This is a genomic window from Roseicella frigidaeris, from assembly GCF_003258945.1.
GTDB lineage: Bacteria > Pseudomonadota > Alphaproteobacteria > Acetobacterales > Acetobacteraceae > Paracraurococcus > Paracraurococcus frigidaeris.
The window spans coordinates 1-26,731 of the sequence record NZ_QLIX01000018.1 but is presented as its reverse complement, the minus strand read 5'-3'; the positions used below and the strand labels follow the sequence as shown (position 1 = coordinate 26,731).

At 73.2% G+C, this 26,731-nt stretch carries 24 protein-coding genes; 13 read left to right on the top strand and 11 right to left on the bottom strand.

Annotation, left to right across the window (positions count from 1 at the left end):
* Positions 1 to 78 precede the first annotated feature (78 nt).
* Together DOO78_RS19230 and DOO78_RS19225 are read right to left on the bottom strand one after the other, a co-directional pair.
* The gene (locus DOO78_RS19230) at positions 79 to 864 is read right to left on the bottom strand and encodes an ATP-binding cassette domain-containing protein (protein ID WP_111471492.1); all 786 of its coding nucleotides are present in this window, start codon (positions 862 to 864) and stop codon (positions 79 to 81) included.
* Between the two features lie 67 nt (positions 865 to 931).
* Positions 932 to 1,855: an energy transducer TonB gene (locus tag DOO78_RS19225; RefSeq protein WP_111471491.1), complete on the bottom strand. Its 924-nt coding sequence runs from the start codon at positions 1,853 to 1,855 to the stop codon at positions 932 to 934.
* A gap of 263 nt (positions 1,856 to 2,118) precedes the next feature.
* On the opposite strand from DOO78_RS19225, the gene DOO78_RS19220 reads away from it, so the two are divergent.
* The 4 genes from DOO78_RS19220 to DOO78_RS19205 all read left to right on the top strand — a co-directional run bounded on the left by DOO78_RS19220 (position 2,119) and on the right by DOO78_RS19205 (position 5,263).
* On the top strand, positions 2,119 to 3,084 hold the full coding sequence (locus DOO78_RS19220) for an ABC transporter substrate-binding protein (protein WP_165838981.1): 966 nt from the start codon (positions 2,119 to 2,121) through the stop codon (positions 3,082 to 3,084).
* Positions 3,081 to 3,839 (top strand): ABC transporter permease, encoded by a 759-nt coding sequence (locus DOO78_RS19215; protein WP_165838980.1) that lies wholly within the window; start codon positions 3,081 to 3,083, stop codon positions 3,837 to 3,839. The genes DOO78_RS19220 and DOO78_RS19215 overlap by 4 nt, the downstream gene beginning before the upstream one ends.
* Entirely contained in the window at positions 3,826 to 4,503 is a 678-nt protein-coding gene (locus DOO78_RS19210) for an ATP-binding cassette domain-containing protein (RefSeq protein ID WP_243634614.1), read from the top strand. The genes DOO78_RS19215 and DOO78_RS19210 overlap by 14 nt, the downstream gene beginning before the upstream one ends.
* 100 nt (positions 4,504 to 4,603) lie before the next feature.
* A complete protein-coding gene (locus tag DOO78_RS19205; RefSeq protein ID WP_207802974.1) occupies positions 4,604 to 5,263 on the top strand; it encodes a response regulator in 660 nt (219 codons plus the stop codon).
* Between the two features lie 46 nt (positions 5,264 to 5,309).
* Here DOO78_RS19205 and DOO78_RS19200 read toward each other — a convergent pair whose 3' ends face one another.
* The 4 genes from DOO78_RS19200 to DOO78_RS19185 all read right to left on the bottom strand — a co-directional run bounded on the left by DOO78_RS19200 (position 5,310) and on the right by DOO78_RS19185 (position 11,025).
* A complete protein-coding gene (locus DOO78_RS19200; RefSeq protein WP_111471488.1) occupies positions 5,310 to 6,701 on the bottom strand; it encodes an ATP-binding response regulator in 1,392 nt (463 codons plus the stop codon).
* Entirely contained in the window at positions 6,698 to 7,837 is a 1,140-nt protein-coding gene (locus DOO78_RS19195) for an FIST N-terminal domain-containing protein (protein ID WP_207802973.1), read from the bottom strand. Before DOO78_RS19195 ends, DOO78_RS19200 begins: the two co-directional genes overlap by 4 nt.
* Positions 7,838 to 8,016: 179 nt before the next feature.
* Complete coding sequence (locus tag DOO78_RS19190) at positions 8,017 to 8,841, bottom strand: ABC transporter permease (protein ID WP_111471486.1); 825 nt, start codon at positions 8,839 to 8,841, stop codon at positions 8,017 to 8,019.
* Between the two features lie 63 nt (positions 8,842 to 8,904).
* Positions 8,905 to 11,025 (bottom strand): catalase, encoded by a 2,121-nt coding sequence (locus tag DOO78_RS19185; RefSeq protein ID WP_111471485.1) that lies wholly within the window; start codon positions 11,023 to 11,025, stop codon positions 8,905 to 8,907.
* Between the two features lie 246 nt (positions 11,026 to 11,271).
* Between DOO78_RS19185 and DOO78_RS19180 the strand changes: the two genes are divergently transcribed.
* Together DOO78_RS19180 and purU are read left to right on the top strand one after the other, a co-directional pair.
* Positions 11,272 to 11,526 carry a DUF3297 family protein gene (locus tag DOO78_RS19180; RefSeq protein WP_111471484.1) on the top strand — a complete coding sequence of 85 codons (255 nt, stop codon included), beginning with the start codon at positions 11,272 to 11,274 and terminating at the stop codon, positions 11,524 to 11,526.
* A gap of 16 nt (positions 11,527 to 11,542) precedes the next feature.
* Positions 11,543 to 12,403 (top strand): formyltetrahydrofolate deformylase, encoded by an 861-nt coding sequence (gene purU, locus DOO78_RS19175; protein ID WP_111471483.1) that lies wholly within the window; start codon positions 11,543 to 11,545, stop codon positions 12,401 to 12,403.
* 129 nt (positions 12,404 to 12,532) lie between these two features.
* Here purU and DOO78_RS19170 read toward each other — a convergent pair whose 3' ends face one another.
* The 4 genes from DOO78_RS19170 to DOO78_RS19155 form a co-directional block, all read right to left on the bottom strand.
* On the bottom strand, positions 12,533 to 13,504 hold the full coding sequence (locus tag DOO78_RS19170; protein ID WP_111471482.1) for a Bug family tripartite tricarboxylate transporter substrate binding protein: 972 nt from the start codon (positions 13,502 to 13,504) through the stop codon (positions 12,533 to 12,535).
* A gap of 68 nt (positions 13,505 to 13,572) precedes the next feature.
* Positions 13,573 to 14,289, bottom strand: a complete 717-nt coding sequence (locus DOO78_RS19165) for a ribonuclease activity regulator RraA (protein WP_111471481.1) — start codon at positions 14,287 to 14,289, stop codon at positions 13,573 to 13,575.
* A gap of 25 nt (positions 14,290 to 14,314) precedes the next feature.
* On the bottom strand, positions 14,315 to 16,060 hold the full coding sequence (araD, locus tag DOO78_RS19160; RefSeq protein WP_111471480.1) for an L-arabinonate dehydratase: 1,746 nt from the start codon (positions 16,058 to 16,060) through the stop codon (positions 14,315 to 14,317).
* 233 nt (positions 16,061 to 16,293) lie between these two features.
* Complete coding sequence (locus DOO78_RS19155) at positions 16,294 to 17,277, bottom strand: Bug family tripartite tricarboxylate transporter substrate binding protein (RefSeq protein ID WP_243634613.1); 984 nt, start codon at positions 17,275 to 17,277, stop codon at positions 16,294 to 16,296.
* 117 nt (positions 17,278 to 17,394) lie between these two features.
* Between DOO78_RS19155 and DOO78_RS19150 the strand changes: the two genes are divergently transcribed.
* The 3 genes from DOO78_RS19150 (at position 17,395) to DOO78_RS19140 (ending at position 20,644) form a co-directional block, all read left to right on the top strand.
* A complete protein-coding gene (locus tag DOO78_RS19150) occupies positions 17,395 to 18,108 on the top strand; it encodes a GntR family transcriptional regulator (RefSeq protein WP_111471478.1) in 714 nt (237 codons plus the stop codon).
* Positions 18,109 to 18,298: 190 nt separating this feature from the next.
* On the top strand, positions 18,299 to 18,973 hold the full coding sequence (gene rpe, locus DOO78_RS19145; protein WP_111471477.1) for a ribulose-phosphate 3-epimerase: 675 nt from the start codon (positions 18,299 to 18,301) through the stop codon (positions 18,971 to 18,973).
* Positions 18,974 to 18,994: 21 nt separating this feature from the next.
* Entirely contained in the window at positions 18,995 to 20,644 is a 1,650-nt protein-coding gene (locus DOO78_RS19140) for a heparinase II/III family protein (RefSeq protein ID WP_207802971.1), read from the top strand.
* 27 nt (positions 20,645 to 20,671) lie between these two features.
* On the opposite strand, the gene DOO78_RS19135 is transcribed toward DOO78_RS19140, so the two are convergent.
* Positions 20,672 to 21,796 carry a glycosyltransferase family 4 protein gene (locus DOO78_RS19135; RefSeq protein WP_111471476.1) on the bottom strand — a complete coding sequence of 375 codons (1,125 nt, stop codon included), beginning with the start codon at positions 21,794 to 21,796 and terminating at the stop codon, positions 20,672 to 20,674.
* Positions 21,797 to 21,936: 140 nt separating this feature from the next.
* Between DOO78_RS19135 and DOO78_RS19130 the strand changes: the two genes are divergently transcribed.
* From DOO78_RS19130 to DOO78_RS19115, 4 genes are all read left to right on the top strand, one after another.
* Positions 21,937 to 22,920 (top strand): aldo/keto reductase, encoded by a 984-nt coding sequence (locus DOO78_RS19130; RefSeq protein WP_111471475.1) that lies wholly within the window; start codon positions 21,937 to 21,939, stop codon positions 22,918 to 22,920.
* Between the two features lie 104 nt (positions 22,921 to 23,024).
* Complete coding sequence (gene purH, locus DOO78_RS19125; RefSeq protein ID WP_111471474.1) at positions 23,025 to 24,602, top strand: bifunctional phosphoribosylaminoimidazolecarboxamide formyltransferase/IMP cyclohydrolase; 1,578 nt, start codon at positions 23,025 to 23,027, stop codon at positions 24,600 to 24,602.
* 249 nt (positions 24,603 to 24,851) lie between these two features.
* Positions 24,852 to 25,466, top strand: coding sequence for a carbonic anhydrase (locus DOO78_RS19120; RefSeq protein ID WP_111471473.1), 615 nt, complete (start codon positions 24,852 to 24,854; stop codon positions 25,464 to 25,466).
* Positions 25,467 to 25,570: 104 nt separating this feature from the next.
* A complete protein-coding gene (locus tag DOO78_RS19115) occupies positions 25,571 to 26,602 on the top strand; it encodes a DNA recombination protein RmuC (RefSeq protein WP_243634612.1) in 1,032 nt (343 codons plus the stop codon).
* Positions 26,603 to 26,731: the final 129 nt, after the last annotated feature.

Sequence of the window (26,731 nt, the reverse complement as noted above, 5' to 3'; positions counted from 1 at the left end):
CCGGCGGTTTGCGCCGGGCACCTGAACGGCCGCTGGCCTGAGCCGGCGAGGGCGCGCGCGGCCGGCGCGCCCCCTCGCTCAGCCGGCGGCCGGCGCGGCGGTGAGCCGGGCGAAGGCGGCCGGCAGGTCCGGCGCGCCCGCCTGGGCCAGCACCTCCGGCACGCTGCCCTCGGCCTGCACCCGGCCGGCGGCGAGCATGATCACCCGCGCCTCCTCCGGCACCTCCTCGATCAGATGCGTCGCCCAGAGCACCGCGAGGCCCTCCGTGGCGCAGAGCTCGCGCACGTGCCGGCGCACCGCCATCCGGCTCGGCAGGTCGAGCCCCGTCGTCGCCTCGTCGAGCAGCAGCAGCGAGGGGCGGGTCAGCAGGGCGCGGGCCACCTCGGCGCGACGGCGCTGGCCGCCGGAGAGCGCCCGCACCGTGCTGCCGGCGCGGTCGGCGAGCTCGACCCGGGCAAGCTCGTGCATCGCCCGCCGCCGCGCCTCGGCGCGCAGCAGCCCGTGCAGGGCGCCGTGATAGAGCAGGTTCTCGATCACCGAGAGGTCGGGATCGAGGGTCGGCTGCTGGAACACCACGCCGAGCCGGGCCAGGGCGGCGCCCGGCGCCTCCCGCATCTCCGCCCCGAAGATGCGCACGCTGCCGGGCCTGCGGGCATCGAACAGGCGCGTCACCAGGGCGAAGAGGGTGCTCTTGCCGGCGCCGTTCGGGCCGAGCAGCACCGCGAACTCGCCCGGCATGACGCGGAAGCCCACCGCATGCAGCACCTGGCGGGCGCCATAGGCGAAGGAGAGCTGCGACAGCTCGAGGGCTGGCGTGGCGCGGCGGGCGGATGCAGCGGCGCTCTCTGTGTCCGGATGCGGCATGGACCTGGCACGTCTCCCCTGCGCCGCACCATCCCGCGGGCCCGGCGGGCGGGCAAGCCTGCCCGGTTCAGTCGTCGAGCCGGAAGCGGACCGGGACATCGACCCAGGCCTCGATCGGCCGCCCGTTCTCGAGCGCCGGCGCGATCTCCCAGCGGCGGGCCGCGGCCTCGGCGGCGGCATCGAGCTCGCGGTCGCCGGTGCCGCGCAGCAGCCGGATCTCCCGCGTCGTGCCGTCGGCGGCGATGCGCAGGCGGAGCAGCGCCGTGCCCTCGATCCCGGCCTCCCGGGCGCGGTCGGGGTAGCGCGGCGGGGCGGGCGGGCGGCGGAAGCGCGCCGCGCCGGTCAGGACCGGGATGGCGGCGGGCGCGGCCGCCGGCGGCGCGGCGGGAGCGGGCAGGGCGGCGGTCGCAGGCTGGGCCGGGGCCGGGCGCGGCTCGGGCCGTCGCGGCTCGGCGCTGCGCGCCGCGGGGCTGCGCCGCGGCGCGGGCTCGGCCGGCGCGGCCGGTGGCAGGGGCAAGGTCGGCTCCGGCTCGGCCTCGGCCGCGCGGGCGGCCGGCGGCGGCGGCACCGGCAGGGCCGCGACCTGGGTTGGCGGCTCGACCGCCGGCGGCGGGGCGGCGGCCTCGGCCGGTGAGGGCGGGATGTCCGAGGGCGGGATGTCCGGGGGCGGCGGCAAGGCGGGGGGCGGCGCCGGTGGCGGCAGCAGCTCCCCCACCATGGTGGCGAGGGCGTCCTCCGGCTCCAGCCCCGCCAGGGGGTCCGGCGCGAGCACCGCCGGCTCCGGGGCCGGCGGCGCCGTGGCGAGGGGCGGGGGCGGCGCCGGCTCGGGCGCGCTGGCGGCCGGCGCGTCCTGCCAGAGCAGCGTCACGCCCGCCTCGGGCATCGCCGCCGGCGGCGCGACATGCCAGGCGAGCGCGAGGGCGATGCCGGCCCCGGCCGCGGCGTGCAGGGCGAGCGAGGCGATGGCGGCCCAGCCGAGGCGCCGGCGCATCCCCTGCCATCCCTCCGGCCTGTCGGGCCGTCCTGCCATGCCGCCCCGTTCCTCCCGTGCTGCCCCGCATGCTGCGCCCGGCGCGCCGCGCTGGCAAAGCGGCGGCGGCCCGGCCGGCGGCGCGGGGGAAACGCCGCCGGGGCGGCCGCGCTGCATCCGCGGGCGGCCGCGGCGCCGGCTCCGGGCATGGATGCGCCGCGGAAACTGGGATAAGCCATCCGCAAGGCCGGGACGTTCTTGCGCGGAACCGGGGAGGGGCGGAGATGCGAAGACGGGACTGTGCGCGGCTGCTGGCCGGCCTGCCCTTCGCCGCGCGGGCGGCCGAGGCGCCGCGCATCCGCATCGGCATCCTGAAATTCGGCACCGTCGCCTGGGAGCTCGCGGTGATGGCCCGGCATGGGCTCGACCGGGCGGAGGGCATCCGCATCGAGACCTTCGAGCTCGCCGGCAACGAGGCGACGCGGGTGGCGCTGCAGGCCGGAACGGTCGACCTGATCGTCGCCGACTGGCTCTTCGTCTCGCGCCAGCGGGCCGAGGGCCAGCCCCTGGTCTTCGCGCCCTTCTCGACCGCGATCGCGGCGCTGATGGTGCCGCCGCGCGCCCCGGCGCAGGCGCTCCGCGAGCTGCGCGGGCGCCGCATCGGCGTCTCCGGCGGGCCGCTGGACAAGGCCTGGCTGCTGCTGCTGGCCGAGGGGCGCCGCCAGGGCGTCGACCTCGCCACCGAGGCCGAGCCGGTCTACGGCGCCCCGCCGCTGCTGACCGAGCGGATGCGCCGCGGCGAGCTGGACGCCGCGCTGCTCTTCTGGAACTTCGCCGCGGCGCTGGAGGCGGAGGGCCACCGCGAGCTGCTGCCGATCGAGGCGGTGGAGCGGTCCCTCGGCGCGACCGCCCCGGTCGCCATGATCGGGCATGTCTTCGCCGAGTCCTGGGCGGCGGCGAACCGCCCGGCGATCGACGGCTTCCTGCGCGCCAGCGCCGCGGCCAAGCGGATCCTCGCCGAGAGCGACGCCGAGTGGGAGGCGCTGCGGCCGCAGATGCGGGCCGAATCCGAGCCGATGTTCCGCCGCCTGCGCGACCGCTTCCGCGCCGGCATCCCCCGCCGCCCGGTGACCGAGGAGGAGGCCGATGCGGCGCGGCTCTACGCCGTGCTGGCCGATCTCGGCGGGCCGCGCCTGATCGGCCGCGCCACCAGCCTCGCCCCAGGCACCTTCTGGCAGCTCCCGGCATGAGACGGCTCGGCCTGCCGGGGCTGCGCCTCGCCTCGGCGCTGCTGCTGCTCGGGCTGTGGTGGGCCGCCGCGGCCATGGCGCAGGACCGGGCGCTGCCGGGCCCGCTCGCGGTGCTTGCCGCGCTGCGCGCCGAGCTCGCCGCCGGGGCGCTGCTGCCGGCGCTGGCGGCCACCCTCGCCCGGGTCGCCGCCGCCTTCCTCCTCGCCATGGCGCTCGGCAGCGCGCTCGGCTACGCCATGGGCCGCAACGGCATCACCGATGCCGCGCTCGATCCCTGGGTGCTGCTGCTGCTGAACATCCCGGCGCTGGTCATCATCCTGCTCGCCTATATCTGGTGCGGCCAGACCGAGGCGGCGGCGATCGGCGCGGTGACGCTGGCCAAGCTGCCGAACGTGGTGGTGGTGGTGCGGGAGGGGGCGCGCGCCCTCGACCCCGCGCTCGACGAGGTGGCGACGGCCTATCGCCTCACCCCCTGGATGCGGCTGCGCGAGGTGGTGCTGCCGCAGCTCGGCCCTTTCCTCGCGGCGGCGGCGCGCTCGGGCCTCGCCATCCTCTGGAAGATCGTGCTGGTGGTGGAGCTGCTCGGCCGGCCGAGCGGCGTCGGCTTCGAGATGAACATGCGCTTCCAGCTCTTCGACGTGCCGGGGCTGCTGGCCTATTCCCTCGCCTTCGCCGCGGTGATGCTGGCGATCGAGGGCTTCGTGATGCAGCCCGCCGAGCGGCGGGCGCGGGCATGGCGCGGTGCCGCCGCTTGAGCTGAGCATCCGGCGCAAGCTGTACCGCCGCGCCGGCGCCCCGCCGGTGGAGGCGGTGCGCGACCTGGCGCTCAGCTTCCCCGCCGGCTCCGTCACCGCCCTCTTCGGCCCCTCGGGCTGCGGCAAGACGACGGCGCTGCGCATCCTGATGGGGCTCGATCCGGATTTCGAGGGCGAGGTGCGGCACCGCCCGGCCCGGCTCGGCGTGGTGTTCCAGGAGCCGCGGCTGCTGCCCTGGCGCAGCCTCGGCGACAACCTCCGCATCGTCGCCCGCGCCGCCGGCCTGCCGGCGCCGCCGGTGGAGGCGCTGCTGGCCCGGGTCGGGCTGGAGGGCTGGGCCGGGCGCTATCCGCGCGAGCTCTCCCTCGGCATGGCCCGCCGCGCCGCGCTCGCCCGGGCGCTCGCAGTCGAGCCCGAGCTGCTGGTCCTCGACGAGCCCTTCGTCTCGCTCGACGAGGCGACGGCGGCGCAGCTCCGCGCCCTGGTCGCCGCGGTGCTGGCCGAGCGGCGCGTGACCGCGGTGCTGGTGACGCATGCGCTCGAGGATGCGGCGGCGCTCGCCGACCGCATCGCCCTGCTGACGCCGCGGCCGGCCCGGCTGCGGCGGCTGGTGGCGGTGCCGCGCGGCGACCTCGCTGGGCTGCGCGCCGCGCTCGCCGGCTGATGGCCCGGCCGGTGCCGGCTGGCAAAGCGCCGGATCAGGGCCATTATCACCGGGTCCGATCCGGCCCCGCGCCGCTCCGTTGCAGAATGGTATCGCTCCCGTGGTCCAGATCCTGATCGTCGACGACCATCCGCTGTTCCGCGAGGCGCTGCGCGGCGCGGTCACCGCCGTGCTCGACGGGGCCGAGGTGGAGGAGGCGGACGGGGTCGAGGCGGCCGGCCGGGTGCTGGAGCGGCTGCGGAACCTCGAGCTGGTGCTGCTCGATCTCGGCATGCCCGGCGTCGCGGGCTTCGAGGGGCTGATCGCGCTGCGCTCGCGCTTCCCGCGGGTGCCGGTCGTCATCGTCTCCGGCCATGAGGATCCCCGCGTGATGCGCGAGGCGATCCGGCTCGGCGCCGCGGGCTTCGTGCCGAAGAGCATCGAGCGGCCGGTCCTCGCCCAGGCGCTGCAGGCGGTGCTGAACGGCGAGGTCTACATGCCCGCGGCCGCCCCGGCGGGCGCGACGCCGGAGGAGGGGATCGCGGCGCGGCTCGCCGGGCTGACGCCGCAGCAGCTCCGCGTGCTGCAAATGATCCGCCAGGGGCTGCTGAACAAGCAGATCGCGCATGAGCTCGGCATCGGCGAGACCACGGTGAAGGCGCATGTCTCCGAGGTGCTGCGCAAGCTGAAGGTGGTCAGCCGCACCCAGGCGGTGATCGAGACCGCCAAGCTCGACCTGGTGGCGCTGGAGCGGATCGCCGGGGGGCAGGGGCATCCTTGATGCCCCCCCTCGGGCGGATACCGGCCCTGGCCGGGCCGTCGGGGGCTCAACCCGGCGGCGCGGCCAGGGCCGGGGTGCGGGCGAGGAGATGCGCCATCAGCGCCCTGAGGGCGGCCGGCCGCACCGGCTTGCGCAGCAGCTCGCAGCCGGCGCGGCGCGAGGCCGCCGCCACCTCCTCCGAATGGTCGGCGCTGACGACGATGGCCGGCAGCTCGGCGCCGAAGCGGCGGCGCAGCCGGGCGACGACCGAGAGCCCGTCGACATCGTCGTCGAGGTGGTAGTCGGTGACCAGCAGGTCGGGATGGCGCTCGAGGCCGCCGGCCAGGCGGCGTAGCGAGGCGAGGGCGCGCACCGGCAGCACGTGGCAGCCCCAGCGGTCGAGCAGCCGGGCCATCGCCGCCAGGGTCGCGTCGTCGTTCTCGACGAGGAGGACGAGCGCCCCGGCGATGCCGTCCAGCCCGGCATTGCCCGGCGGGGCGGCCACCGGCTCCGCCATGGCCGCCTGCCCGGCGCCGCGCGGCAGGGCGAGGCGGAAGACCGAGCCGACGCCGAGCTGCGAGCGCAGCTCCAGCCGGTGGCCGAGGGCCCGCATCTGCCGACGGACGATGGCCAGGCCGAGGCCGAGCGCGACCTCCTCGCCCTCGGTCATGCCGCCGCGGTGGAACTCCTCGAAGATCAGCTCGTGTTCGCGCTCCGGGATGCCGATGCCGGTATCGGCGATCTCGATGACGCAATCGGCGCCGCGCTGGCGGGTGCCGAGCAGCACGCCGCCGCGCCGGGTGTAGCGGATGGCGTTGGAGAGCAGGTTCTGCAGGATCCGCTGCAGCATCACCGGGTCGCTGCGGACCGTCACCCCGGCCGGCCGCACCCGCAGCCGCAGGCCCTTGCGCTCCGCCAGCGGCCGGAAGATCGCCTCCAGCGCCGCGAAGCAGGCATCGAGCGGGAAGTCCTGCACGCGCGGCCGCACCAGCCCGGCATCCAGCTTCGAGATGTCGAGCAGGGCCCGCAGCAGGTCCTCGATCGTCTGCAGGGACTGCTCGACCCGCATCGCCACCCGCCGCGCCTCCGCCTCCCCCTGCAGGTCGACCAGCGTCGCCATGAAGAGCCGGGCGGCGTTGAGCGGCTGCAGCAGGTCGTGGCTGGCGGCGGCGAGGAAGCGGGTCTTGCTGAGATTGGCCCGTTCCGCCTCCTCCTTCGCCGCGGCGAGGGCGGCGTTGCTGCGCTCCAGCTTGCGCAGCGCCTCGGTCAGCTCCTGGGTGCGGCTGCGCACCTGCGCCTCGAGGCCGATCGCGGTCTGGAAGAGGGAGAAGGCGTTGCCCTGCCGGTCGATCGAGCGTTCCACCCGTTCGATCAGCACGGCGTTGATGCGCTCGAGCTTGGCGATCCGCCGCTCCAGCGCCGCGCGGCTCTCCTCCGGCCGGCCGGGGCGCCCGGTCATCCCGCGGGCCGGGGCCGGCCGATGGCGACGCCCGAGAAGGTCTGGTTCAGGTGCATGCCGCCGAACTGCTCGCCATAGGTGAAGAAGCCGACCACCTGATGGCGGCGGTAGAGATCCTCGATCCGCGGCCGCACCCGCCGCCGTGCCGCATCCAGCCGCCGCAGCACGCAATCGAAGCCGATCACCAGGTCGAGGCCGCCGAGCGCCCGGTCGAGCCGGGCGAGCTCCGCCTCGGCCGCCGCGACGAGGTCGCGCGGGCGGGCGATGGTCAGCACCACGCCGTCGTCGATGGCGCAGAAGAAGGAGAGCGACCCGTCCGGATTCACCCGCTGGATCGAGCGGCAGTAATGGCTGCCGCCGACCCGCACCACGACGGGATGCGAGGCGAAGAGCACCGGCGTCAGCTCCTCCGGGGCGACGCCGACCGCGGCGGCGTATTCCGCCGCCGCCGGCTCGGCATTCAGCTCGTGCACGATGCGCCGTTCCGGATCGCAGCGCGTCACCACGAGCTTGCGGCCGGTCGGCGAGAAATTGTCGGTGTGGAACACCTCCACCGGATGGTCGGTGTCGACCAGCACGATGACCGCGGCCTGGCGATGCACCCGCCCGCCATGCAGCTGACTGGTCACGCCGAAGCGCAGGCCATCCCCGGCCGAGCCGCCGACGACCGGGATGTCGTCCAGCGCCATGGCGATGGTCGAGACGCACATCTCCTCGCGGTAGGACATGCCGTCGATGAAGACGAGGGCGAAGCGGTGGCCGGGCGCCGCGGCGCGGTCGCCGCAGCGCCGCTCCAGCGCGGCGCGCAGCCGGCGCGCCACGGCCGCGCCATTCTCGACGGTCAGCCCGCCCAGCTCGGAGATGATATCGGTGGCGACGCGGAAGCCGCCATGCGGCAGGGCCAGGGCGACGACGGTGTCGCTGGCGATGCCGTCGGGCGTGATCTCCCCGGCGGTGCTGCAGCCGGCGACGGGCAAGCCGGGAAAGGTAGCGGCGAGGGCCTGGGCCAGGGCCTCGGCATCGAAGCTCGGGGCGAAGAAGACCAACAGTTGCCCGTAGCGGCTGGGGTCGATCTGCCGCGCGAATTCGGCGACAACGGCCTCGGCCGACCCGGCATCGCTCCAGGCGGTCAGCATGCCGGAGGCGTGCATCCTGGCCCTCGTCCTGGACTCCGGGCGCATGCCTTGCAAAGCCGTTTCCCCGCCGATGTCGAGCCCGGTTGGGGACGCATTATGCGGGCTGCGCCCAGCCGTCGCAACCGATGCGGCGCCTCGGCCACGGCTCCATGGCGGGGCCGCGCCGCCGGGCCGGGGGCTCAGGCGGCGGCGCGGCGCGCCAGCATGCCGCGCTGCGGGTCGTAGCCGAGCACCGCGGCGCCGCCGAAGAGCAGCAGCGCCGCCGTCACCGCCGCGAAGGAGACCGGGTCGAACTGCGCGTAGAGGGCGAAGCGGATCAGCTCCACCGCCTGGGTGAAGGGGTTGGCCTGGCAGATCCAGTAGAGCGTCAGGCTCGCCTCCTGCACCCGCCAGAGCGGGTAGAGCGCCGAGGAGGCGAAGAACATGGGGAAGATGACGAAGTTCATCACCCCCGCGAAATTCTCGAGCTGCTTGATCCAGGAGGACAGCAGCAGGCCGAGCGCGCCGAGCATCATGCCCGCCAGCACCAGGGCCGGCAGAACGGTGAGGTAGCCGATTGCCGGCGGCTCCACCTCCCAGAAGCGGGCGACGAGCAGGAAGACATAGACCTGCGCCACGCCGACCAGGACCGAGGCCAGCAGCTTGCAGAACAGCATCCACCAGCGCGGCAGCGGGCTGGTCAGCAGCACCCGCATGCTGCCGACCTCGCGGTCGTAGACCAGGGAAAGGCTGCTCTGCATGCCCTGGAACAGCAGCACCATGCCGGCGAGGCCGGGCACGATGTAGACCTCGTAGAGCACATAGGTCTCGTAGGGCGGGCTGATCGAGACGCCGAGGACGAAACGGAAGCCGGCGGCGAAGATGGCGAGCCAGACCAGCGGCCGCACCAGGGCGGAGAAGAAGCGGCTGCGCTGGTGGATGAAGCGCAGCGCCTCGCGTCGCACGATGCCGAGGAGGCAGCGAAACCAGGCGGCGGCGGTTAGGGACGGTCCTGGATGCGGCATGCGACGATCTCCCGGGCGCAGGATGGCGCGCCCGGGCCGGTCGGGCCAGAGGGGCGGGGCGGCTCAGACCGCGTGCACCAGCGCCTCCCGTTCCCAGAAGCGCACGGCGCGGCAGGCCTCGATGAAGGCCTTGGCGTCGGCCGGCTTGCGCAGGGCGACGAAGCCGCCATCCATCTCCGTCAGCCCGGCCTTCTGGAACAGCGGCTGCGCCGTCTCGGCATAGCCGATGAACTTGGCGTGGGCATAGGCGTCGTTGACGAAATCCTTCGCCGTCGCCTCCTTCGCCAGCAGCGCCGCGCCCTCGGCCGAGGGCAGGACCGCCACGGCGTCGTAGAGTACGGAGGGGCCGCCATTGATCTTCTGCTTGGCCGGCACGGTCTTGCCGTCGCTGGTCTTCACGCCGCCGACCTTCGGGGCGATGAGCTCGAGCATCGCGCCCTCGGCCTGCGCCGCCTCCTGCAAGGCCGCGAGCAGCGCGGCCTCCGTGCCGTCGCTGACCAGCACGCCGATCTTGCGCCCCTGCATGCTCTTCGGCCCATTGCGCTGGATGCTGAGGGCGGGGGAGGGCGGCAGGGTGCCGAGCACCGGCCGCGCCGGCGTCGCCGGCTTGGGGAGCGGGGCGAGGCCGAGCCCCTCGGCGACCTTGCCGGCGAGACCCTCATCCACGTTCAGCAGATGCGCGACGACGCGGGCCCGGATCGTCGGCGTCTCGACCTTGCTGAGCTCGAAGACGAAGGCGTCCTTGATATGCGTCTGCTCGACCGGCGTCTGGCTGACGTAGAATTGCCGGGCCTGGCTGTAGTGGTCGGCGAAGAGCTCGGCGCGGATCCGCCGCTTCTCGCCGGATTCGGCCGCCGGATAGGTCTGGAAGCCGCGCTCGCGCGATTCGCGCGGTCCGCCATCCTCGGCGCCCCAGGAATTCGGCTCGTAATTGGCGCGGCCGCGCGGGTTGCGCATGGCCATATGGCCATCCTGCTGGAAATGCGTGACCGGGGATTTCGGCGCGTTCACCGGGATATGGGTGAAGTTGGGGCTGCCGAGCCGCTTCAGCTGCGTGTCGAGATAGGAGAAATTGCGGCCCTGCAGCAACGGGTCGTTGGTGAAGTCGATGCCGCGGACGATGTTCTGGGTGCAGAAGGCGACCTGCTCGGTCTCGGCGAAGAAATTGTCCACCGTGCGGTCGAGCACCATGCGCCCGACGATGCGCACCGGCACCAGCTCCTCCGGGATGATCTTGGTCGCGTCCAGCACGTCGAAATCGAATTTGTCGGCGAAGGCCTCGTCGAAGACCTGCAAGCCGAGCTCCCATTCCGGGAAGTCGCCGGCCTGAATGGCGTCCCAGAGATCGCGGCGATGGAAGTCGGGATCGGCGCCGTTGATCTTCACCGCCTCGTTCCAGACCACGGATTGCAGGCCCAGCTTCGGCTTCCAGTGGAATTTCACGAAGCTCGACTTGCCCTCGGCATTGACCAGCCGGAAGGTGTGGACCCCGAAGCCCTCCATGAAGCGGAAGGAGCGCGGGATGGTCCGGTCCGACATGATCCAGAGCAGCATGTTGACCGATTCCGGCGAGAGCGACACGAAATCCCAGAAATTGTCGTGCGCCGTCTGAGCCTGCGGGAAACCGCGGTCCGGCTCCTGCTTCGCCGCATGGATCAGGTCGGGAAATTTGATGGCGTCCTGGATGAAGAAGACCGGGATGTTGTTCCCCACCAGGTCCCAGTTGCCCTCCTTCGTGTAGAATTTCACCGCGAAGCCGCGCACGTCGCGCGCGAGGTCGGGCGAGCCCTTGTTGCCGGCAACGGTCGAGAAGCGGACGAAGACAGGCGTCTTCTCGCCCTTGCGCTGGAAGAGATCGGCGCAGGTGAGGTCGGACAGGGCCTCCGTGGTCTCGAAGGTGCCATGGACGCCGAAGCCGCGGGCATGCACCACCCGCTCCGGGATGCGCTCATGGTCGAAATGGAAGATCTTCTCGCGGAAATGAAAGTCTTCCAGCAGCCCCGGCCCGCGCGCGCCGATCCGGAGCGAGTTCTGGTCGTCGGCGACCGGAATGCCCTGCTGGGTCGTGAGCACCGGAACCTTGCCGCCGGCGACCTGATGCGTCTCCCCGCCCTGGCCGCGCAGGATCTTCGCATCGGCGATCTGGGCAGGCGACAACGCCTCGGTCTTCGGGTCTGCGGGCATGCGTGAACTCTCCTGAGGCCTGGACCCGGCCCCGGAGGTGACGCTGCCGGGTCTGGGTCGCGCGGCCAGGACAACGCGGCAGGCCTGAAACCGTTGGGCGGCAGCGGCCGAGATTCGGCCCGCCGGGCGAAATGCCGGCCGCGGGCGCCCCCTTCCGGCCGGGGATGGTTGGCAGATTCGCCGCGGCTGGCTACTCACCGGGGGGCCGCGCGGCCCGGTTCCGCGCCCGAGATGCGAGTAGCTGCCATGACCGAGACCCTGCCCGACCGGCTCTCCACCGATCCCGCCAGCCCCTATTTCAACGCGGAGCTGCTGCAACGGGGCGTCGGCGTCCGTTTCAAGGGCGTCGAGAAGACCAATGTCGAGGAATACTGCGTCTCGGAGGGCTGGGTGCGGCTCTCGGTCGGAAAGACCACGGATCGGCGCGGCCGGCCGATGACGATGAAGCTGCAGGGGAGCGTGGAACCCTATCTCCGCGACGCCCCGCCGCCCGAAGCCTGAGCGGGAGCCGCCCGGCATGCCCGCGACGCGGCACGTCCTCACGCTCTCCTGCCCGAACCGGCCCGGCATCGTCGCCGCCGTCTCGACCTTCCTCTTCGAGGCCGGCGCGAACATCGCCGAGGCGCAGCAATTCGACGATGCGGAGACGACGCGCTTCTTCGCCCGGATCGTCTTCGACCATCCGCGGGGCGCGCCGGACGAGGCGGCGCTGCGGGCCGGGCTGGCGCCGATCGCCGAGCGCTTCGCCATGCGCTGGGCCCTGCGCGACCTGGCGGACAAGCCGCGGGTGATGCTGCTGGTCTCGAAATTCGACCATTGCTTGGCCGATATCCTCTATCGCTGGCGGATCGGCGAGCTGCCGATGGTGCCTTCGGCCATCGTCTCGAACCACCCGCGCGAGACCTTCGCGCATCTCGATTTCGCCGATATCCCCTTCCACCACCTGCCGGTGACGAAGCAGACCAAGCTGGAGCAGGAGGCGGCGATCTGGGCGCTGGTTCAGGAGACGCAAAGCGAGCTCGTCATCCTCGCGCGCTACATGCAGGTGCTCTCGGACGGGCTGGCGGCCAAGCTCGCCGGCCGCTGCATCAACATCCACCATTCCTTCCTGCCCGGCTTCAAGGGCGCGCGGCCCTACCACCAGGCGCATGCCCGCGGCGTGAAGCTGATCGGCGCGACGGCGCATTACGTGACCGCCGATCTCGACGAGGGGCCGATCATCGAGCAGGACGTGGAGCGGGTGACGCATCGCGACAGCCCGGACGACCTGGTGCGCAACGGCCGCGACATCGAGCGGCGGGTGCTGTCGCGGGCGCTGCGCTGGGTGCTGGAGAGCCGGGTGATCCTGAACGGCAGCAAGACGGTGGTGTTCAGCTAGAGCAGATCCTGTCCGGATGACCTCATCCGGACAGGTGAAGATGCCCGTAAAAACAAATACCTAGAGCATTGCAGGTGAACGGAAGTTCGCAGGACATGCTCTGGGACCCTCCCGGCGCGGGGGGGTGTATCAGTCCGGCGTGATGTTGCCGACCTGCACCACATGCCGCCAGCGGGCGATCTCCGTCCCCTGGAAGGCGGCGAATTCCTCCGGGCTGTTCGCCACCACCTCGAAGCCCATCTCCGCCAGCTTCCCGGTCACCGCCTCGCTGCGCAGCGCCCCGGCGACGGCGCCGTGGATGCGCCGCAGCAACGGCTCCGGCAGCGTCGCCGGGCCGCCGAAGCCCTGCCAGGAATAGACCACGAAATCGGCCAGCCCGGCCTCCGCCGCGGTCGGCACGGCGGGCAGCAGGGGGCTGCGCGCCTCGGCGGTGATCAGCAGCGGCCGCACCCGCCCATCCTGGATCTGGCCGATGATGGAGCCGAGATTCTGGAAGGAGAGCTGGGTGTCGCCGGCGATCAGGCTGGTCGTCGCGGGCGCGCCGCCGGAATAGGGGATATGGGTGATGTCGGTGCCGGTCGCCTGCTTGAACATCTCCATGGTCAGGTGATCGGAGGAGCCGACGCCGCTGGTGGAATAGGCGGCCTTGCCCTTCTGCCCCTGCAGCCAGGCGATCAGCCCCTTGAGGTCGGTGGCCGGCACCTTCTGCGGATTCACCACCAGCACGTTCGGTGTGCGCACGGTCTGGGTGATGCGGGCGAGCTGCGTCACCGGGTCGTAGCCAAGGTTGGGCCGCAGCGCGACGTTGATCGCCCAGGTGCTGATCGGCGCATGCAGCAGCGTGGTGCCGTCCGGCGCCGAGCGGATCACCTGCCGCGCCCCCACCTCGCCGGTCGCGCCCGGGCGGTTCTCCACCACGAAGGGCTTGCCGCTGCTCTGCTGCAGCGACTGGGCGATGGCGCGGGCGATGATGTCGGAGGAGCTGCCGGCGGCGAAGGGCACGATGATGGTCACGGTGCGCGGCGGCCACTCCTCCTGCGCGCGGGCGCGCGCCGGCAGGGCGAGCAGGGCGGTGGCGGCGAGCAGGCTGCGGCGTTGCATGGTCTCGTTTCCTCCCTCAACCAGGTGGCGCGGGCCGGCCGGCGGCTGCCCGCCGGCCCCGCCCTGACTCAGCGCCCCTGGGCCTTCCGCCAGGTGGCGAATTCCTCGAGGCTCTTCGGATCGGTCGCCGGGTAGAGGCCGCGGATGCTGCGCCCCTCGGCCACCTTCTCGGTGACGAAATCCTCGTAGGCGGTCATCTCCGTCGCCTCGGCGGCGAGCTCATCGGCGAGATGCGCCGGCAGGACGATGACGCCATCGGCATCGCCCACCAGCACGTCGCCCGGGAAGACCGGCGCGTCGCCGCAGGCGATCGGCTCGTTGATGCCGACCGCCTGGTTCAGCGTCAGGTTGGTCGGCGCCGAGGGGCGCTGGTGGAAGGCGGGGATGCCGAGCGTCGCGATCTCGGCGCTGTCGCGGAAGCCGCCATCGGTGACGACGCCGGCGGCGCCGCGCGCCTTCAGCCGCCCGACCAGGATGCCGCCGGCCGAGGCGGCGCGGGCATCCTTGCGGCTGTCGAAGACCAGCACTGCGCCGGGCGGGCATTCCTCGATCGCCTTGCGCTGCGGATGCGTCGGGTCGCGGAACACCTCGAGCCCGTTCAGGTCCTCGCGGGCCGGGATGTAGCGGACGGTGAAGGCCTCGCCCACCATGCTCTCGGTCGGGCGGTGCAGCGGCAGCACGCCCTGGATCATCTGCCCGCGCAGCCCGCGCTTGTAGAGCGCGGTGGCGAGGGTCGCGGTGCTGACCCGCTTGAGCTTGTCGCGGGTCTCGGGGCTGAGGGCCATGGGGTTTCCTCCTCTCTCGGTCGGTTCAGTAGATGACGGGCTCGGCGACCGGGGCGCCGAAATCGGTGCGCAGGAAGTCGAAGTCGCAGCCCTCATTGGCCTGCTGGATGTGCTTGGTGAACATCCAGCCATAGCCGCGCTCGAAGCGCACCGGCGGCGGCACCCATGCGGCGCGGCGGCGCGCCAGCTCCTCCTCGCCCACTTCCATGCGGATGGAGCGGGCATCGACATCGACGGTCACGATGTCGCCGGTCTGCAGCAGCGCCAGCGGCCCGCCGACATAGCTCTCCGGCGCCACATGCAGCACGCAGGCGCCGTAGGAGGTGCCGGACATCCGGGCGTCGGAGAGCCGCAGCATGTCGCGCAACCCCATCTTCAGCAGCTTCTTCGGCATCGGCAGCATGCCCCATTCCGGCATGCCCGGCCCGCCCTGCGGCCCGGCGTTGCGCAGCACCAGCACGCTGTCCGGGGTGAAGGGGAAGCTCTCGTCCTCGACCGCCTTCTTCATCGAGGGGTAGTCGTCGAAGACGAAGGCCGGGCCGGAATGCTTGAGGAATTTCTGGTCCATCGCCGCCGGCTTGATGACGCAGCCATCCGGCGCCAGGTTGCCCGTCAGCACGGCGAGCGAGCCCTCGCCATAGATCGGGTTGTCGAGGCTGCGGATCACGTCGTCGTTGTAGACGCGGGCGCCCTCGATATTCTCGGCCACCGTGCGGCCGGTGCAGGTGACGCAATCGAGGTGCAGGTGCGGCGCGATCCGGCCCATCAGCGCCCGGATGCCGCCGGCATAGAAGAAATCCTCCATCAGGTACGTGTCGCCCGAGGGGCGGACATTGCCGATCACCGGCACCCGGCGGCTGTAGCGCTCGAAATCCTCGAGGCTGATATCCTGGCCGGCGCGGCGCGCCATGGCGATCAGATGGATGATGGCATTGGTCGAGCAGCCCATGGCCATGGCGACGGCGATGGCATTCTCGAAGGCCGCGCGGGTCTGGATGCGCTGCGGCGTCAGGTCCTCCCAGACCATCTCGACGATGCGCCGGCCGCTCTCGGAGCAGAGGCGGATATGACCGGCATCGGCGGCGGGGACGGAGGAGCCGCCCGGCAGCACCATGCCGACCGCCTCGGCGATCGCGGTCATGGTGGAGGCGGTGCCCATGGTCATGCAGGTGCCATGGCTGCGGGCGATGCCGGCCTCGACGCCGAGCCAGTCCTGCTCGGTGATCTTGCCGGCCCGCAGCTCGTCCCAGTACTTCCAGCTATCGGAGCCGGAGCCGAGCACCTTGCCCTGCCAATTGCCGCGCAGCATCGGCCCGGCGGGGACGAAGATGGCCGGGATGTTCATGCTGGTCGCGCCGAGCAGCAGGCCGGGCGTCGTCTTGTCGCAGCCGCCCATCAGCACCGCGCCGTCCACGGGGTGGGAGCGCAGCAGCTCCTCCGTCTCCATGGCGAGCATGTTGCGGTACATCATCGTCGTCGGCTTGACGTAGCTCTCCGAGACGCTGATCGCGGGCAGCTCCACCGGGAAGCCGCCGGCCATCAGGATGCCGCGCTTCACGTCCTCCGCCCGCTGCCGCAGATGGGTGTGGCAGGGGTTGAGGTCGGACCAGGTGTTGACGATGGCGATCACCGGCTTGCCCTGCCACTCCTCCGGCGCGTAGCCCATCTGCATGGCGCGGGAGCGGTGGCCGAAGCTGCGGAGATCGGCCGGGCCGAACCAGCGCGCGGAGCGCAGATCGGCGGCTTGCTTGCGGGGCGGGAGCTTGGTCATTGGGGGCATGTCCTGTCAGGCGATCGCGGGGGAACGCCGGCCTTCCGGCGGGTCGGCAGCTTGGTCTAACGCAGGGCTCGCGTGGCGTCGCGGGGGCATGGCGGCGTGCCCGGATCCTGGCCTGCGGCCGGCGTCGCCGGCCGGGCGCCGCAGCTCATGCCGCATAGCCAGGCTGCCGGAGGCAGCGCCGGCGACTGGGGGCATTGATGGGGCGACGTCCAGGCCTGCCGCTCTCAGTCGAGCTGGATCTTCGCCCGGCGGGCGACCTCGCCCCAGCGGGCGGTCTCGCTGGCGACGAAGCGGCCGAATTCCTCCGGCGTGTTGCCGACCGGGGTGATGCCGAGCTCCTGGAAGCGGGACGCGACGCCGGGGCTGGCCAGCGCCGCCACCGCTTCCTTGTGGAGCCGGGCGATGATCGCCGGCGGCACCTTCGCGGGGGCGAAGACGCCGTGCCAGGAGAGGCTCTCGAAGCCCGGCACGGTCTCGGCGACGGCTGGGATGTCGGGCGCTGCCGGGCTGCGCTGCAGCGTGGTGACGCCGAGGATGCGGAACTTGCCCTCCCGCGCGAAGGGCAGGACCGAGGAGAGGTTATCGAAGGCCATGGGCAGCTCGCCCGTCATCAGCGCCGTGGTCACCTGGCCGCTGCCGCGATAGGGCACGTGCTCGATCCGGGTGCCGGTCATCTGCATGAAGAGCGCCCCGGCGAGGTGCACCGAGGTGCCGACGCCCGAGGTGCCGAAGGCGGTGTCGCCGGGCTTCTCCTTCAGGACGGCGATGAGCTCGGCGAGGCTCCGCGCCGGCATGTCGTTGGCGACGGCGATGGCGTTGGGCTGGGCGGCGAGCTGGGTGATGGGGGCGAAGTCGCGCGCCACGTCATAGGGCATCTTCGGCGTGATCGCCGGGTTGATGGCGTGGCTGCTGATGGTGCCGAGGCAGATCGTATAGCCATCCGGCGTGGCCCGGGCGCAGGCCTCGGAGCCGATATTGCCGCCGGCGCCGGCCTTGTTCTCGACCACGATGGGCTGGCCGAGCGACTTGCTCATCTCCGTGCCGACCAGCCGCGCGATGGTGTCGGAGACGCCGGCGGAGAAGGGGACGATCAGCCGGATCGGCTGGCTCGGCCAGGCCGGCTGGGCCTGGACGGGGGCGCCGGGCGAGGCGAGGGCGGCGAGCAGCGCGAGGCTGGCGAGGACGGGGCGGCGGTTCGGCTGCGGCACGGAGTTCCTCCTGGGGGCCGGGAGCAGGCCCGATCTTGTCTGAGATCCCATATATCAGATTTCACATGGGCAGCAAGATATTGGCTGGCATTCCCCTGGCTGGTACCGTGCCGCCGCATGACCGCGACCGACCTCGCCCCCGATGCCACCGGCCTGCCGGCGATCGCGCCGCTCGCGCCGCGCCGCTCGGCGGCCGAGATCGCCTATGAGCGCCTGCGCCAGGCGGTGATCACCCTCGCCCTGCCGCCGGGCACGGTGCTCTCCCGCGCCGCCCTCGCCGCCCGGCTCGGCGTCAGCCAGACGCCGGTGCGCGAGGCCCTGCTGCGGCTGCAGGAGGAGGGGCTGATCGACGTCGTTCCGCATTCCGCGACGCGGGTGGCGAAGATCGACCTCGCCAGCGCGCGGGAGGCGAATTTCCTGCGCCTGGCCATCGAGGTCGAGGTCGTGCGCCGCCTGGCCGCCGCGCCCGCCCCGGCGCTGGCCGCCGGCTTGCGCGCCGAGGTGGCGCGGCTGCGGGAACTATGCGCGCAGGGCGAGCAAGAGGGCTTCGTCCATGCCGATGAGGCCTTCCATGGCCTGCTCTACGGCGCGGCCGGCGTGCCGGGGCTGCGCGAGCTGATCCACAGCCGCAGCGGCCATCTCGACCGGCTGCGCCGGCTGCACCTGCCGAGCCCGGGCAAGGCGGAGCAGATCGTCGCCGACCACGCGGCGCTGGCGGATGCGATCATCGCCGGCCAGCCGGCGCTGGCGGAGCGCCATCTGCGGCGGCATCTCTCCGGCACCTTCGCCGAGATCGAGCGCATCCGCGCCGAGGCGCCGGCCTATTTCTGAACGCGCCGCGACGACGCCGTGCCGTCGGCGCGGCTTAGGGAGACGTCACGGCTTTCTCCCTACAAGGCGGCCGGATACAGGGTGGTCGGCGGAAACCGGCTGCACCTCACGCTTCCGGCATCGCCGGTAGGCCGATGCCCGGCCGGCGCGCCTTGCCCGGGCTCTGGCGGCGCCGCTAGAAGCTGCTGCAATGCCGTCCCGTCCCATCCGAATCGCGCCCTCCCTGCTCGCCGCCGATTTCGCCCGCCTCGGCGAGGAGGCGCGGGCCGTGGCCGCGGCGGGCGCCGACTGGCTGCATCTCGACATCATGGACGGCCATTTCGTTCCCAACATCAGCTTCGGGCCGGTGGTGGTGAAGGCGCTGCGCGGGCAGGTGGACATCCCCTTCGACGTCCATCTGATGATCGCCCCGGCCGATCCCTACCTCGCCGCCTTCGCCGAGGCGGGCGCCGACCTCATCAGCGTGCATCCCGAGGCGGGGCCGCACCTGCACCGCACGCTGCAGACCATCCGCGGCCTCGGCAAGCAGGCTGGCGTGGTGCTGAACCCGGCGACCCCGGTCTCGGCGGTGGAGACCGTGCTCGACCTCTGCGACCTGATCCTGGTGATGTCGGTCAATCCGGGCTTCGGCGGCCAGTCCTTCCTCGAGAGCCAGCTCGGCAAGATCGCCAGCCTGCGGCAGATGATCGATGCGCATGTGGCGCGCGGCGGCCAGCCGGTCGCGCTCGAGGTGGATGGCGGCGTGACGGCGCGGACCGCCGCGCGCTGCATCGAGGCCGGGGCCGATGTGCTCGTCGCCGGCACGGCCGTCTTCGGCGCCGCCGACTACGCGCGGGCGATTGCGGATATCCGGAGTGCCGCCTGATGCGGCTGGCGGGGGCTGCCGATGCGTGACCTGATTCGCGGCACCCGCCGCTTCATCGCCGGGCTGAAGCCGGTCCGCGTGCCGGAGGCGCCGGCGCGCTCCTTCCGCGACCTCTGGCCAGGCGATGCCGGCCGCGCCGCCCGCCTGCTGCGCGGGGAGTACGAGGTGCAGGGCACCACGCGCAGGCTGGAGCCCGGCGGCGAGGGGTGGGAGGCCGAGGCGGGCCCGGTGACCTGGCGCGCGGCGGCGCATGGCTTCGCCTGGCTGCGCGACCTCCGGGCCCTCGGCACCGACACCGCCCGGCTGCGTGCCCGCGACCTGACGGAGGACTGGCTGCTGCGCGGCGGCCAGGAGATCCTCGCCCAGGCGCCGGATGTGGCGGCTGCCCGGGTTTCCGCCTGGCTCGGCCATTGGGATTTCCTGGCGGCGACCGCCGAGGACGGCTTCCGCCGCAAGCTGCTGGTCCGCCTCGCCCAGGATGCGCGCGGCGTCGTCGGCGCCCTGCCGGCCGAGGCGCTGCACCGCGGCGCCCTGGTGACGCTGAAGGGCGCGATCGCCGCCGCCGTGGCGCTCGAGGAGGAGGCCTGGATGACCCGGGCGCTCCGCTTCCTGCCCGGCGAGCTGGAGCGGCAATTCCACCCCGATGGCGGCCATGTCGAGCGCTCCCCGGCGCAGCTCCTGCAGGCGCTGCAGGACCTGATCGAGATCCGCAACCTGCTGCACGGCGCCAGTATCAACGCGCCGGCCCTGCTCTCGACCGTGCTGGAACGCGCCGGCCAGGCGCTGCGCCTCTTCCGGCATGGCGATGGCGGCCTCGCCCAGTTCAACGGCACGCGCGAGGACGGGGCCGGCCTCGTCGACCTCGTGCTCACCCAGGGCCAGGCGCGCGGCCGGGCGCCGCTGCTGCTGGAGGAGAGCGGCTTCCACCGGCTGCAGGCCGGCCGCACCCTGGTTATCGCCGATGCCGGGCCGCCGCCGCCCGGCCGGGCCCGGGACGGCCAGACCGGCCTGCCGCGCGGTGCCGACCGCTTCGCCCATGCCGGCACGCTCTCCTTCGAGATGTCGGTCGGCCGCGACCGGGTCATCGTCAATTGCGGCGCGGCGCCGGCCGCCGAGGCGGATTGGCGCGACGCGCTGCGGGCAACGGCGGCGCATTCCACCCTGGTGCTCGCCGAGACCAACAGCAGCGAGCTGAAGGAGGAAGGCCTCGGCCGGCACCCCGAGCGGGTCGAGGCCGACCGGCAGGAGGCCGATGGCGCGCAATGGCTGGATGCGACGCATGACGGCTGGCGCAAGCCCTTCGGCGCCACGCATCGCCGCCGCCTCTATCTCGACCGCGAGGGCAACGACCTGCGCGGCGAGGACCTGGTCGAGATGGCCGAGGCGGATGCGCCGGTGCCCGCCTTCCTGGTCCGCTTCCACCTGCACCCCGCCGTCGTCGCCACGCCGCAGCCGGAGGAGCAGGCGGTGCTGCTGAAGCTGCCCTCCAGCCAGGTCTGGCGGCTGCGCGTGAAGGGAGCGAAGCTGGCGCTCGAGGACAGCCTCTATCTCGGCGGCAGCGAGCCGCGCCGGGCCCGGCAGGTGGTCCTCACCGCCGAGCCGCAGACCACCACGGTGCAATGGGCGATCGGCCGCGTGCAGGCCGGCGCCGGCGATCCCGGGGAGGGCTGAGGCCGGCCCGCGGCGAGGCGGCCCGTCTCAAAGCCCCAGCAGGTCGAGCGTCCGCCCCACCACCTTCGCCTCGGTGTAGCGTTCGAGCGCCCGGGCGCGGCCGGCCGCGCCCATGCGGGCCCGCGCCGCCGGATCACCGGCCAGGCGGCGGAGCGCCGCGGCCAGCGGCGCCGCCTCGGCCGGCGGCACCAGCAGCCCGGTCTCGTCCGGCACCACCATCTCCCGCGGCCCGCTGATATCGGTGCTGACCACCGGCAGGCCGCAGAGCATCGCCTCGATCACCGACATGGGCAGCCCCTCGAAATGCGAGGGCAGGGCGAAGACATCGGCCGCCGCCAGCAGCTGCGCCACGTCGGTGCGGTAGCCGAGGCGGCGCAGCCGCGGGCCGAGTGCCGCCGCGGCCGCGGCGAAGAGCGGCTCCAGATCCTCGCCATGGTCGGTGGGCAGCCGCTCGCCCACCACCCACAGGACGCAGTGCGGCGGCGTGTCGCGCAGCGCCGCCAGCAGCTCGTGATAGCCCTTGTGCCGCACCAGCCGCGAGACGGCGATGACGACGCAATCCTCCTCTCCGGCGCCGAGCTCGGCCCGCAGCGCCGCCCGCGCCGCGGCATCGGGGTGGAAGCGGGACGGGTCGCGGCCGTTGCCGACCGCGACCGGGTGCGGATGGAGGCCGCGCCGCTTCGCATCCGCCGCCTCCTCCTCGCTGACGGTGAGGAAGATGTCGGTGATGCGGCCGGCCGCGCGCTCCAGCGCCAGGGAGAGCGCGCGCCGCCAGGCCGGGCCGGGCTGGTTGAAGAGGAAGCCGTGGCAGGTATAGGCGATGCGTGGCCTGCCATCGCCGCGCCGGACCAGCCGGGCGGCGAAGCGCGCCAGCAAGCCGCTGATCGGCATATGGCCGTGCACCAGGTCGAACCCCTCCTCGCGCAGGATGCGCCGCAGGGCGCGGAAGGCACGAAGCTGGGCGAGCGGGTTCAGCGAGCGGGCCATCGGCACCGGGATGATGCGGAACCCCTCCTGCCGCGGCAGGTCGAGCAGCGGCCCCTCGGCGCAGAGCCCGACCACCTCATGCCCGCGCTCGCGCGCGCCGCGCATCAGCGGCAACAGGAAATGCCGCAGGGCGAAATCGACGTTGACGACCTGGGCGACCTTCACGCGGCGCGCTGCCTTCCGGTGGGGGGGAAGGTGGGGCGATATCACGCCGACAGGGCGCCAGGAAGCCAGGGGGCAGGGCAGGGCTTGCGACTGGGCGGGAAGCGGCCTCCCCTCGGCCGACAAGCACCGAGGAACGCCCGATGCCCGACACCGCCCGCTTCCGCCCGCCGGGGCCGCTCGGCCTCGGCGGCGCGCCGCTCGGCAACATGTTCGCCCCGATCCCGGAGGCGACCGCCGAGGCGGTGCTGGAGGCCGCCTGGGAGAGCGGCATCCGCTTCTACGACACCGCGCCGCATTACGGCGCCGGCCTCTCCGAGCACCGCTTCGGCCATATGCTGCGGCAGCGCCCGCGCGAGGACTACGTGCTCTCGACCAAGGTCGGCCGGATGCTGCGCCCCGATCCGGCGGCGCCGCGCGACTACCGCATGTTCCGCGACCCGCTGCCCTTCCGGGTGGAGTACGACTATTCCGCCGATGCGGCCCTGCGCTCGGTGGAGGACAGCCTGCAGCGCCTCGGCCTCGCCCGCATCGACATCGCCCTGATCCACGACATCGCCGAGGACACGCATGGCGCGGAGTGGGAGCGGGTCTTCGACGCGGCGATGGCCGGCGCCGCCCGGGCCCTCACCCGGCTGCGCGAGGCGGGCACCATCCGCGCCTGGGGGCTCGGCGTGAACCGGCCCGAGGCCTGCCTGCGGGCGCTGGAGCGGGCCGATCCCGACCTCTTCCTCATCGCCGGCCGCTACACCCTGCTCGACCAGGGGGCGCTCGCCGCCCTGCTGCCGGCCTGCCTGCGGCGCGGCGTCTCCGTCGTCATCGGCGGGCCGTACAATTCCGGCCTGCTCGCCGGCGGCGGCACCTTCGACTACCGCGAGGCGCCGCCGGAGCGCGTCGCGGCCCGGGACCGGCTGGCCGCGCTCTGCGCCCGCCACGGCGTCGACCTGCGCGCCGCGGCGCTGCAATTCGCCGCCGCGCATCCGGCCGTCGCCGCCGTCATCCCCGGCGCGGTCGAGCCGGGGCAGGTGCGGGCGAATGCGGCGCTGATGCGCGCCCCGATCCCGCCGGCGCTCTGGCCGGCGATGAGGGCGGCGGGGCTGCTGCCGCCGGAGGCGCCGACGCCCTGACCCGCGCGCGGCGCAAGGGAGCATGCCGGGGGCGAGGTTGCGGGGGCGAGGTTGCCGAGGTCCGGGCTCCGGCAGTATGCCGCGCCCGATCCGGAGTGCCCCCGATGACCGATCCCGTCCCCGTCCGCCGCGCGCTTCTCTCCGTCTCCGACAAAACCGGGCTGGTGGAATTCGCCCGCTTCCTCGCCGGCCAGGGTGCCGAGATCCTCTCGACCGGTGGCACCGCCAAGGCGCTGCGCGAGGCGGGCATCCCGGTGAAGGACGTCTCCGAGCATACCGGCTTCCCGGAGATCCTGGACGGGCGGGTGAAGACGCTGGTGCCGCAGGTGCATGGCGGGCTGCTCGGCCGGCGCGACCTGCCGGCGCACCAGGCGGAGATGCAGCAGCACGCCATCGCGCCGATCGATCTGGTGGCGGTGAACCTCTACCCCTTCGAGGCGACGGTGGCGAAGGGCGCCGGCTACGAGGACTGCATCGAGAACATCGATATCGGCGGCCCGGCGATGCTCCGCTCGGCGGCGAAGAACCATGCGCATGTCGTGGTGCTGACCGAGCCGGCGCAATTCGCCGAGGTGCAGGCGGAGATCGCGGCCGAGGGCGGCACCAGCCTGGCGACCCGCAAGCGCCTCGCCGCCGCCGCCTATGCCCGGACCGCGGCCTATGACGCGGCCATCAGCACCTGGTTCGCCGGCCAGCTCGGCGAGGCCTTCCCGCCGCGCCTCGCCTTCGCCGGCATCCTGAAGCAGACGCTGCGCTACGGCGAGAACCCGCACCAGCAGGCGGGCTTCTACCTCGATGGCAGCAACCGGCCGGGCATCGCCACGGCGCGGCAGGTGCAGGGCAAGGAGCTTTCCTACAACAACCTGAACGACACCGACGCCGCCTTCGAATGCGTCGCCGAGTTCGAGCGCCCGGCCATCGTCATCGTCAAGCACGCCAATCCCTGCGGCGTCGCCATCGCCGATGACCTCGCCAGCGCCTGGGATGCGGCGCTGCGCTGCGACCCGGTCTCGGCCTTCGGCGGCATCGTCGCCGCCAACCGGCCGCTGGATGCCGCGGCGGCGGAGAAGATCGCCGCCATCTTCACCGAGGTGGTGGTCGCCCCCGATGCCGACGCGGCGGCGCAGGCGGTCTTCGCCCGGAAGAAGAATCTCCGCCTGCTGCTGACCGGCGCCATGCCCGATCCGGCGGCGCCGGGCCTGACCGTCCGTTCGGTCGCCGGCGGCTTCCTGGCGCAGTCGCGCGATGCCGGCCGGGTCGCGGCCGAGGCGTTGAAGGTGGTGACGCAGCGCGCGCCGACGCCGCAGGAGCTGGAGGACCTGCTCTTCGCCTTCCGCGTCTGCAAGCATGTGAAGTCGAACGCCATCGTCTATGCCAAGGGGATGGCGACGGTCGGCATCGGCGCGGGGCAGATGAATCGGGTCGAGAGCAGCCGCATCGCCGCCTGGAAGAGCGAGGCGGCGGCCAAGGCGGCCGGGTTGCCGGAGCCGCTGGCCAAGGGCTCGGTCGTTGCCTCGGACGCCTTCTTCCCCTTCGCCGACGGGCTGGAGACGGCGGCGGCGGCGGGGGTGACGGCGGTGATCCAGCCGGGCGGCAGCATCCGCGATGCCGAGGTGATCGCCGCCGCCGACAAGGCGGGGCTCGCCATGGTCTTCACCGGCATGCGGCATTTCCGGCACTAATTGCATCCCCACGACGTCGCTGCGCGACGCCGTGGGGGGCCGTGAGTCGCTCCGGGCCCGAGATGCGTCACAGCCTGCCGCGGCGGAGCCGCGGCAGGGCAACGGGTGGCGGCCTCCCAATCGGCCGTCCGGGAACCGGACTCGCCGTCGGGCTTTGCCGGCAGGGGCGGCGGGGGTCGTTGCGCGGCATCGTTCTGGCATGGGGCGGCCGGCCTGGCGCCGGGCCGGCCGGTGTGGAGAGGGCAGGGCATGGAAAGGCTGATCGGGGGCTACCGGCGGTTCCGCGCCGAGACCTGGCCGCGCGAGAAGGCGCGGTTCGAGGAATTGGCGGCGCAGGGGCAGCGGCCGCAGACCATGGTGATCGCCTGCTCCGACAGCCGGGTCGATCCGCAGATGATCTTCTCGGCCGGGCCGGGCGAGCTCTTCGTGGTGCGCAACGTGGCCAATCTGGTGCCGCCCTACATGCCGGATGCCGCCTTCCACGGCACCAGCGCCGCGGTGGAGTTCGCCGTGCGCGTCCTCGGGGTGCGGGCGCTGGTGGTCATGGGCCATGCCCTCTGCGGCGGCGTGAAGGCGCTGATCGAGGGCGTGCCGCCGGCGGCCGGGGATTTCGTCGCCGGCTGGATCAGCATCGCCGAGGGCGCCCGCCGGGTGGCGCTCGCCTGCGACGATCCGGAGGCGCGGCAGGAGGTCGGCGAGCAGGAGGCGGTGCGCATCTCCCTCGCCAACCTGATGACCTTCCCCTGGGTGGCGGAGGCCGTGGCGGCCGGGCGGCTGACCCTGCACGGCGCGCATTTCGGCGTGGCGACCGGAAGGCTGGTGCTGCTGCAGCCGGATGGCCGCTTCGCGCCGCCCGAGCGCTGATCCCGACGACGCCGCGAGACTGGCCCCCGGGCTTCGCGCAATGCGACATTGCGGAAGGCCGCGACTCGGGGGAGCCGCGGCGGGACGATCCGGGGGAGGGCGCCTTGCCCGATTGGCTGCTGCCGCTGCTGGTGCCGCTGGCCGCCGGGCTTGCCGGCGCGCTGCTGGCCGGAGCCATCGCGCTCGCCGTCCGGCCCCAGGGCGGCGGCGGTAGCGGGGAGGGGGTGCTGCTGCTGGCCGAGCGCATGGAGGCGCTCTCAGACCGGCTGGACCAGGCCGTGGCGGCGCAGAACGAGCGGCTCGGCCGGACGCTGGCCGAGAGCGCCGAGCGCACCCAGGAGAGCGCCCGCCGCATCCATGAGCGGCTGGCGGTGATCGACGCGGCGCGCGCCAATATCGAGGCGCTGGGCGGGCAGGTGACGACGCTGGCCGGCATCCTCGGCAACAAGCAGGCGCGCGGCGCCTTCGGCGAGGTGCAGCTCCGCGACATGCTGGCCGACCGGCTGCCGGCCGAGGGCTGGGCCTGGCAGCACGGCCTCTCCAACGGCACCCGCTGCGACGCGCTGATCCGGCTGCCCTTCCCGCCCGGCCCCATCGCCATCGACAGCAAATTCCCGCTCGAGGCCTGGCAGGCGCTGCGCCGGGCCCCGGACGAGGCCGCCCGCGCCGCGGCCGAACGCCGCATGGCGGGTGATATCCGCAAGCATGTCGACGACGTCGCCCGCAAATATGTCTGCCCCGGCGAGACCGCCGAGGGGGCGCTGATCTTCCTCCCCTCCGAGGCGCTGCATGCCGATCTGCACGCCCTCTTCGGACCGCTGGTGGCCGAGGCGGCGCGGCGCGGCGTCTATCTCGTCTCGCCCGGCACGCTCTGGGCGGTGCTCGGCGCCATGCGGGCGCTGATGCGCGATGTCCGGCTGCGCTCCGAGGCGCAGCACCTCCGGCGCGAGGTGGCGCGGCTGGCCGAGGAGACGGGGCGGCTCGATCGCCGGGTCGCCAGCCTGAAGCGGCATTTCGCCGAGATGCAGACGGATGTGCAGGGGATCGAGATCACGGCGCAGAAGATCACCGCGGCCGGGGCGCGGATCGAGGCGGTCGAGCTGGCGGAGGCGCCGGTGGCGCGCGCCGCCGAGTGATACCGGCGGCATGAATACTCCCTTCATGCCGAGCGCCCGAACGGGCGCCGCCGCACATGCGGCGAAGCCAAGCAACTGTCTTTTGTGTGAATGTGGTGTTTTAGGCTGGGGCGTAGGGTTTGTTGTCGC

What these genes read in the sequence shown, in the direction of transcription:
- DOO78_RS19230 (WP_111471492.1), bottom strand. Translation starts at nt 864, where the DNA reads ATGCCGCATCCGGACACAGAGAGCGCCGCTGCATCCGCCCGCCGCGCC.
- DOO78_RS19225 (WP_111471491.1), bottom strand. Translation starts at nt 1,855, where the DNA reads ATGCGCCGGCGCCTCGGCTGGGCCGCCATCGCCTCGCTCGCCCTGCAC.
- DOO78_RS19220 (WP_165838981.1), top strand. Translation starts at nt 2,119, where the DNA reads ATGCGAAGACGGGACTGTGCGCGGCTGCTGGCCGGCCTGCCCTTCGCC.
- DOO78_RS19215 (WP_165838980.1), top strand. Translation starts at nt 3,081, where the DNA reads ATGAGACGGCTCGGCCTGCCGGGGCTGCGCCTCGCCTCGGCGCTGCTG.
- DOO78_RS19200 (WP_111471488.1), bottom strand. Translation starts at nt 6,701, where the DNA reads ATGACCGGGCGCCCCGGCCGGCCGGAGGAGAGCCGCGCGGCGCTGGAG.
- DOO78_RS19195 (WP_207802973.1), bottom strand. Translation starts at nt 7,837, where the DNA reads ATGCTGACCGCCTGGAGCGATGCCGGGTCGGCCGAGGCCGTTGTCGCC.
- DOO78_RS19190 (WP_111471486.1), bottom strand. Translation starts at nt 8,841, where the DNA reads ATGCCGCATCCAGGACCGTCCCTAACCGCCGCCGCCTGGTTTCGCTGC.
- DOO78_RS19185 (WP_111471485.1), bottom strand. Translation starts at nt 11,025, where the DNA reads ATGCCCGCAGACCCGAAGACCGAGGCGTTGTCGCCTGCCCAGATCGCC.
- DOO78_RS19180 (WP_111471484.1), top strand. Translation starts at nt 11,272, where the DNA reads ATGACCGAGACCCTGCCCGACCGGCTCTCCACCGATCCCGCCAGCCCC.
- purU (WP_111471483.1), top strand. Translation starts at nt 11,543, where the DNA reads ATGCCCGCGACGCGGCACGTCCTCACGCTCTCCTGCCCGAACCGGCCC.
- DOO78_RS19170 (WP_111471482.1), bottom strand. Translation starts at nt 13,504, where the DNA reads ATGCAACGCCGCAGCCTGCTCGCCGCCACCGCCCTGCTCGCCCTGCCG.
- DOO78_RS19165 (WP_111471481.1), bottom strand. Translation starts at nt 14,289, where the DNA reads ATGGCCCTCAGCCCCGAGACCCGCGACAAGCTCAAGCGGGTCAGCACC.
- araD (WP_111471480.1), bottom strand. Translation starts at nt 16,060, where the DNA reads ATGACCAAGCTCCCGCCCCGCAAGCAAGCCGCCGATCTGCGCTCCGCG.
- DOO78_RS19150 (WP_111471478.1), top strand. Translation starts at nt 17,395, where the DNA reads ATGACCGCGACCGACCTCGCCCCCGATGCCACCGGCCTGCCGGCGATC.
- rpe (WP_111471477.1), top strand. Translation starts at nt 18,299, where the DNA reads ATGCCGTCCCGTCCCATCCGAATCGCGCCCTCCCTGCTCGCCGCCGAT.
- DOO78_RS19140 (WP_207802971.1), top strand. Translation starts at nt 18,995, where the DNA reads ATGCGTGACCTGATTCGCGGCACCCGCCGCTTCATCGCCGGGCTGAAG.
- DOO78_RS19130 (WP_111471475.1), top strand. Translation starts at nt 21,937, where the DNA reads ATGCCCGACACCGCCCGCTTCCGCCCGCCGGGGCCGCTCGGCCTCGGC.
- purH (WP_111471474.1), top strand. Translation starts at nt 23,025, where the DNA reads ATGACCGATCCCGTCCCCGTCCGCCGCGCGCTTCTCTCCGTCTCCGAC.
- DOO78_RS19120 (WP_111471473.1), top strand. Translation starts at nt 24,852, where the DNA reads ATGGAAAGGCTGATCGGGGGCTACCGGCGGTTCCGCGCCGAGACCTGG.